We start from the raw sequence: 6,714 nt of genomic DNA on the forward strand, positions 1-6,714 counted from the left end.
GCCGTTCCCTTCGGACCGTGATCAGGTGTGCGGTGTCGCCGACGGGCCGGCAGCGGCCGTCCGCTCGGCGAGACCAGGGAAGGCTACGCTTCCGCCCCTCCACCGCACCGCCCGCACCGCCGCTTCCCGCAGCGCCTCGGCCGCCGTACGGCGCCGGTCACCCTCGGATGCCCGGACGAGATCGGAGTACACACCGGCCACGCGCTCCTCCAGCTCGGCGGCGAGCCGTACGGCGGAGTCGGAGTCGGTCACCTGGAAGGGCAGCGCGTATCCGGCCGCCGCCACGGCGGGCTTGCCACCCAGGTCCCGCACGGTCCGGGTGAGTTCGTCCCGACGGCCGCGGTGCGCGTCGTACGCCTCCCGCGCCTCGCTCTGCCGTGCCTCGCCGATCCTCCCGCCCACGATCCCGTACCCGTACACGGCGGCGTGCTCGGCCGCGAGCGCCGCCTGCACCGCCTTCAGCTCCCCGCCGCTCACTTCGCACCCTCCGTCAACAGGTACGCGTGCCCGGCCCCCGCCGCCGCCACCGAGGCCATCAGCCGCGCCACCTCGCCCGGCACGCCCAGCAGCGCCTTGGCCCGCCTGTCGGCGAGCCCCCGCTCGGCGGCGGCCAGTTCGGCGAGAGCGGCCTTGGGGTCGTCCGGCACGGGGGCGGACCCGCCCGCGGGCGACGCCGAGGCCGACCCCGACGGGGAGGCCGAAGCCGTCTTCGCCCCCTTGCCGCCTCCGAACGCCTGGGCATGCCGTACGACCTCCGCCCGCAGCGGCGTCACCAGCGCGGCCAGATCCGGATGGGCGGCGATCACGAGGTCGTACCGCTCCACGAGCCCCTCACTGTCCCGGGCCACACGCGCCCGTACCCGCTCCACCTCCGACGTACCGCCCCCGCCGGCATCCGACCCCTCACCCCCGGACGAGCACCCCACGAGCAGGCCCGCACCGGCGGCCCCGACGAGCAAACTCCTTCTGCGCGGCCCCGACAGGGCACGCGACGGCAGGCTGAACGACACAGCAGACGTCCTAGGGGGGTCGTACGAACAAAAGAGCGGTGTGATCACGTTACCCGGCCGCACCCCGTAAGGGGCGCGGGACACAATCGACATGCGGCTCCGCCGCGTGGGCACGACCAGCCACAGACAACCCGCACGCGCCGACGGACCCACCACCCGAGCGCGGAGGCGGACGGCAACACCCCAGCGGAGCGGCTACCCTTTGACCTGACACGCGCCCTACCCACAACAGCACACGCGGCCGAGGAGTCACCCGGATGAGCACCACCCAGAGCGAGAGGCTGCGAGAACTGCTGGAACCGCTCGTACGCTCCCAGGGCCTGGATCTCGAAGAGATCGCAGTGGACTCGGTCGGACGCAAACGAGTGCTGCGCGTGGTCGTCGATTCGGACGAGGGCGCGGATCTGGACGCGGTCGCCGACGTCAGCCGCGCGCTCTCGGCCAAGCTGGACGAGACGGACGCGATGGGCCAGGCGGAGTACACCCTGGAAGTCGGCACCCCGGGCGCCGAGCGCGCCCTCACCGAGCACCGTCACTACCGCCGTGCCGTGGACCGTCTGGTGAAGTTCGCGCTCCACGAGGACGGGGAACTGATCGCCAGAATCCTGACCGTGGACGACGACGGCCTCGACCTCGAAGTGCCCGGCGTGAAGGGCCGCAAGGCCACCACCCGCCGGCTCGCCTTCGACGAGATCGACAAGGCGCGCGTCCAGGTCGAGTTCAACCGCAAGGACAAGAAGGACAAGAAGGACATGAAGGAAGAGGAGGAGGCGTAGCCGTGGACATCGACATGAGTGCCCTCAGGGGCTTGGTACGGGAGAAGGAGATCTCCTTCGACCTGCTCGTCGAGGCGATCGAGGCGGCCCTCCTCATCGCCTACCACCGCACCGAGGGAAGCCGCCGCCACGCGCGCGTGGAGCTCAACCGGGAGACCGGCCATGTGACCGTGTGGGCGAAGGAGGACCCCGAGGACCTGGAGGAGGGGCAGGAGGCGCGCGCGTTCGACGACACCCCGTCGGACTTCGGCCGCATCGCCGCCACCACCGCCAAGCAGGTGATCCTGCAGCGACTGCGGGACGCGGAGGACGACGCGACGCTCGGCGAGTACGCGGGGCGCGAGGGCGACATTGTCACCGGTGTGGTCCAGCAGGGTCGCGACCCGAAGAACGTGCTCGTCGACATCGGCAAGCTGGAGGCCATCCTGCCGGTGCAGGAGCAGGTCCCCGGCGAGTCGTACCAGCACGGCATGCGGCTCAGGTCGTACGTCGTACGGGTGGCGAAGGGCGTGCGCGGCCCGTCGGTCACCCTCTCGCGCACGCACCCCAATCTCGTGAAGAAGCTCTTCGCGCTGGAGGTGCCGGAGATCGCCGACGGGTCCGTCGAGATCGCCGCCATCGCGCGTGAGGCGGGTCACCGCACGAAGATCGCCGTCCGCTCCACGCGCAGCGGCCTGAACGCCAAGGGCGCCTGCATCGGCCCGATGGGCGGCCGTGTGCGCAACGTCATGGGCGAGCTGAACGGTGAGAAGATCGACATCGTCGACTGGTCGGACGACCCGGCCGAGATGGTGGCGAACGCGCTCTCCCCGGCCCGGGTCTCCAAGGTCGAGGTGGTGGACCTCGCTGCCCGCTCCGCGCGGGTGACGGTGCCCGACTACCAGCTGTCGCTGGCGATCGGTAAGGAGGGCCAGAACGCCCGCCTCGCCGCCCGTCTCACCGGCTGGCGGATCGACATCCGGCCGGACACCGAGCAGCCCTCGGAGTAACCACTCGATCAGACGTCCGGGCTGGGCCGTCCGGGTACTTTCCGGTGCCCGGGGAATAGATCCAAGCCGCAGGTCGCTTAGATCACGACAACAACCGTTCGATTCTTGCCCCAAAGGGGTGAGGTCGGTGCGGGGAGGTAGACTTAGCAGTGTCTGGCCGGACGCGTGCCCGCGCATGCCCTGAACGCACCTGTGTGGGGTGCAGGCAGCGATCGGCCAAGACCGAGCTGCTGCGCGTCGTGGCGATCGAGGACGAATGCGTCCCCGATCCTCGCGGTACGCTGCCCGGCCGGGGTGCGTACGTCCACCCCGCCCAGGTCTGTCTCGACCTGGCGGTACGCCGCCGGGCGTTCACGCGGGCGCTGCGTGCCCCGGGAGCGCTCGACACAAAGGCGTTGCGCCGATACGTGGAGCAGACAACAGTTGCTGAGCAGGCAACACCGTAAGACGTGTCGTACGGAGCCTCCGTACGGCCCTGGTACCCCGCGAGTTGGAAGTAGGTCGAGATTGCGATGAGCACTCGATGAGCACGCGATGAGTACGCCCATGAAGTAGCGACGGTCCGGACGCACCCGGACCTAAAAAGGAGCGAAGTGGCTAAGGTCCGGGTATACGAACTCGCCAAGGAGTTCGGGGTTGAGAGCAAGGTCGTCATGGCCAAGCTCCAAGAGCTCGGTGAATTCGTCCGTTCGGCGTCCTCGACGATCGAGGCGCCCGTTGTACGCAAGCTGACTGATGCCCTCCAGCAGGGCAGCGGTGGCGGCAAGCCCGCCCCCCGCAAGGCCGCCCCGGCACGTCCGGCGGCCCCCTCTCCCGCGCAGGCCGCACGTCCGGCCGCCCCGCGTCCGGGTCCGGCCGCGCCGAAGCCGCCCGCGGCGGAGCGGCCCGCCGCCCCGGCGCCGGGTCCGCGCCCGGTTCCGGGTCCCAAGCCGCCGACGCCGAAGCCCGCTCCGGCCTCCCCGGCCCCGAGCGTGCCCGAGTTCCAGGCACCCCCGTCGGCTCCGGCCGCCCCGTCCCCGCGTCCGGGCGCTCGTCCCGGCCCGGGTGCGCAGCGACCGGCCGGGGGCCACGGTGGCCAGCGTCCGGGCGGTCCCGGTCAGGACCGCGGCCAGGAGCGTGGCGGCCAGGCCCCGCGCCCCGGCGGCCAGCGTCCCGGCGGTGCCGGTGCGCCCAAGCCGGGCGGCGCTCGTCCGGCCGGTCCGCGTCCGGGTAACAACCCCTTCACCTCCGGTGGCTCCACCGGCATGGGTCGCCCGCAGGGCCCCCGTCCCGGCGGTGCGCCCCGACCTGGTGGACACGGCGGCCCGGGTGGTCCCGGTGGCGGCCAGGGCGGTCCGCGTCCCGCGGCTCCCGGCCAGGCGCCTCGTCCGCAGGGTGCCGGCGGCGGTCCCCGTCCGCAGGCTCCGGGCGGTCCCCGTCCGACCCCGGGCGGCATGCCCCGTCCGCAGGGTGGCGGTCCTCGTCCCGGCGGCGGCCCCGGTGGCCCCCGTCCCAACCCCGGCATGATGCCGCAGCGTCCGGCTGCCGGCCCGCGTCCCGGCGGCGGTGGCCCCGGTGGCCGCGGTCCCGGTGGCGGCGGTCGTCCCGGTGGCGGTGGCGGCGGTCGTCCCGGTGGCGGCGGCGGCTTCGCCGGTCGTCCCGGTGGCGGCGGCGGTGGCTTCGCGGGTCGTCCGGGTGCTCCCGGTGGCGGCGGTGGCGGTTTCGCCGGTCGTCCCGGTGGTCCGGGTGCCGGCGGCGGTGGCCGTCCCGGCTTCGGTGGCCGTCCCGGTGGTCCGGGTGCCCGTGGTGGCACGCAGGGCGCCTTCGGTCGTCCCGGTGGTCCCGCGCGTCGTGGTCGCAAGTCGAAGCGGCAGAGGCGCCAGGAGTACGAGGCCATGCAGGCCCCGTCGGTCGGCGGCGTGATGCTGCCTCGCGGCAACGGCGAGACCATTCGCCTGTCGCGCGGTGCGTCGCTCACCGACTTCGCCGAGAAGATCGGCGCCAACCCCGCCTCCCTCGTCGCGGTCATGATGAACCTCGGCGAGATGGTCACGGCCACGCAGTCCGTCTCCGACGCGACCCTCGAGGTCCTCGCCGGCGAGATGAACTACACGGTCCAGATCGTCAGCCCCGAGGAGGAGGACCGCGAGCTGCTCGAGTCCTTCGACCTGGAGTTCGGCGAGGACGAGGGCGACGAGGACGACCTGGTCGTCCGCCCGCCGGTCGTCACCGTCATGGGTCACGTCGACCACGGTAAGACCCGCCTCCTCGACGCCATCCGCAAGACGAACGTCATCGCGGGCGAGGCCGGCGGCATCACCCAGCACATCGGTGCCTACCAGGTCACGACCGAGGTCAACGAAGAGGATCGCAAGATCACCTTCATCGACACCCCGGGTCACGAGGCGTTCACCGCCATGCGTGCCCGTGGTGCCAAGTCGACCGACATCGCGATCCTGGTCGTCGCGGCCAACGACGGTGTCATGCCGCAGACGGTCGAGGCGCTCAACCACGCCAAGGCGGCCGAGGTCCCGATCGTCGTCGCGGTCAACAAGATCGACGTCGAGGGCGCCGACCCGACCAAGGTGCGCGGTCAGCTGACCGAGTACGGCCTGGTGGCCGAGGAGTACGGCGGCGACACGATGTTCGTCGACATCTCCGCCAAGCAGGGTCTGCACATCGACTCCCTGCTGGAAGCGGTCATCCTGACCGCCGACGCCTCGCTCGACCTGCGGGCCAACCCGAAGCAGGACGCGCAGGGCATCTCGATCGAGTCCCGCCTCGACCGCGGCCGCGGTGCCGTGGCGACGGTCCTCGTCCAGCGAGGCACGCTGCGGGTCGGCGACACGATGGTGGTCGGCGACGCGTACGGCCGCGTCCGTGCCATGCACGACGACAACGGCAACAACGTGCTCGAGGCAGGCCCGGCGACGCCGGTGCAGGTCCTGGGTCTGACCAACGTCCCGGGCGCGGGCGACAACTTCATCGTCGTGGACGAGGACCGTACGGCCCGTCAGATCGCCGAGAAGCGTGCCGCCCGTGAGCGCAACGCCGCGTTCGCCAAGCGCACGCGCCGCGTCTCGCTCGAGGACCTGGACAAGGTGCTCAAGGCCGGCGAGGTCCAGCAGCTGAACCTGATCATCAAGGGTGACGCTTCTGGTTCCGTCGAGGCCCTGGAGTCCTCCCTGCTCCAGCTGGACGTCGGCGAAGAGGTCGACATCCGCGTCCTGCACCGCGGCGTCGGTGCGGTCACGGAGTCCGACATCGACCTCGCGATGGGTTCCGACGCGATCGTCATCGGCTTCAACGTCCGGGCAGCCGGCCGTGCGCAGCAGATGGCCGAGCGCGAAGGCGTGGACGTCCGCTACTACTCGGTCATCTACCAGGCGATCGAGGAGATCGAGGCGGCCCTCAAGGGCATGCTCAAGCCGGAGTACGAAGAGGTCGAGCTCGGTACGGCGGAGATCCGCGAGGTCTTCAAGTCGTCCAAGCTGGGCAACATCGCGGGTGTTCTCATCCGCTCCGGCGAGGTCAAGCGGAACACCAAGGCCCGCCTCCTCCGCGACGGCAAGGTCATCGCGGAGAACCTCAACATCGAGGGCCTGCGTCGCTTCAAGGACGACGTCACCGAGATCCGCGAAGGGTTCGAGGGCGGTATCAACCTCGGCAACTTCAACGACATCAAGGTGGACGACGTCATCGCGACGTACGAGATGCGCGAGAAGCCGCGGGCGTAAGCCGGTGGTTCACACCGGCCGGGGGTGACCTGTTCACCCCCGGCCGGTGTGGCCGTATCAGGGGGCTGCGCCCCCAGGCCCCCGCCCTTTAGGGGTGGGGGTCTCGTGAGGCGGCCGTGAGGTGACGGTCGTAGGTGGCTGGTCGCGCAGTTCCCCGCGCCCCTGAAAAGCAGGGGCTGCGCCCCGTGCAGGCCCGCAGGGCCTAGATCTTTTAGGGGCGCGG

At 71.5% G+C, this 6,714-nt stretch carries 6 protein-coding genes; 4 read left to right on the forward strand and 2 right to left on the reverse strand.

From position 1 onward, the window contains the following. Positions 1-21 precede the first annotated feature (21 nt). Together ACWD26_RS29070 and ACWD26_RS29075 are read right to left on the reverse strand one after the other, a co-directional pair. Complete coding sequence (locus tag ACWD26_RS29070; protein ID WP_451274900.1) at positions 22-477, reverse strand: ferritin-like domain-containing protein; 456 nt, start codon at positions 475-477, stop codon at positions 22-24. Then, positions 474-959, reverse strand: a complete 486-nt coding sequence (locus tag ACWD26_RS29075; protein ID WP_451274901.1) for a hypothetical protein — start codon at positions 957-959, stop codon at positions 474-476. Before ACWD26_RS29075 ends, ACWD26_RS29070 begins: the two co-directional genes overlap by 4 nt. A gap of 308 nt (positions 960-1,267) precedes the next feature. Between ACWD26_RS29075 and rimP the strand changes: the two genes are divergently transcribed. The 4 genes from rimP to infB all read left to right on the forward strand — a co-directional run bounded on the left by rimP (position 1,268) and on the right by infB (position 6,491). Beyond that, positions 1,268-1,786 (forward strand): ribosome maturation factor RimP, encoded by a 519-nt coding sequence (gene rimP / locus ACWD26_RS29080; protein ID WP_451274902.1) that lies wholly within the window; start codon positions 1,268-1,270, stop codon positions 1,784-1,786. 2 nt (positions 1,787-1,788) lie between these two features. Further along, positions 1,789-2,775, forward strand: a complete 987-nt coding sequence (gene nusA, locus ACWD26_RS29085; protein ID WP_451274903.1) for a transcription termination factor NusA — start codon at positions 1,789-1,791, stop codon at positions 2,773-2,775. A gap of 149 nt (positions 2,776-2,924) precedes the next feature. Further along, positions 2,925-3,221, forward strand: a complete 297-nt coding sequence (locus ACWD26_RS29090) for a YlxR family protein (RefSeq protein ID WP_451274904.1) — start codon at positions 2,925-2,927, stop codon at positions 3,219-3,221. Between the two features lie 147 nt (positions 3,222-3,368). Next, positions 3,369-6,491, forward strand: coding sequence for a translation initiation factor IF-2 (gene infB / locus ACWD26_RS29095; RefSeq protein ID WP_451274905.1), 3,123 nt, complete (start codon positions 3,369-3,371; stop codon positions 6,489-6,491). Positions 6,492-6,714: the final 223 nt, after the last annotated feature.

It is taken from the genome of Streptomyces sp. NPDC002787, assembly GCF_053592095.1.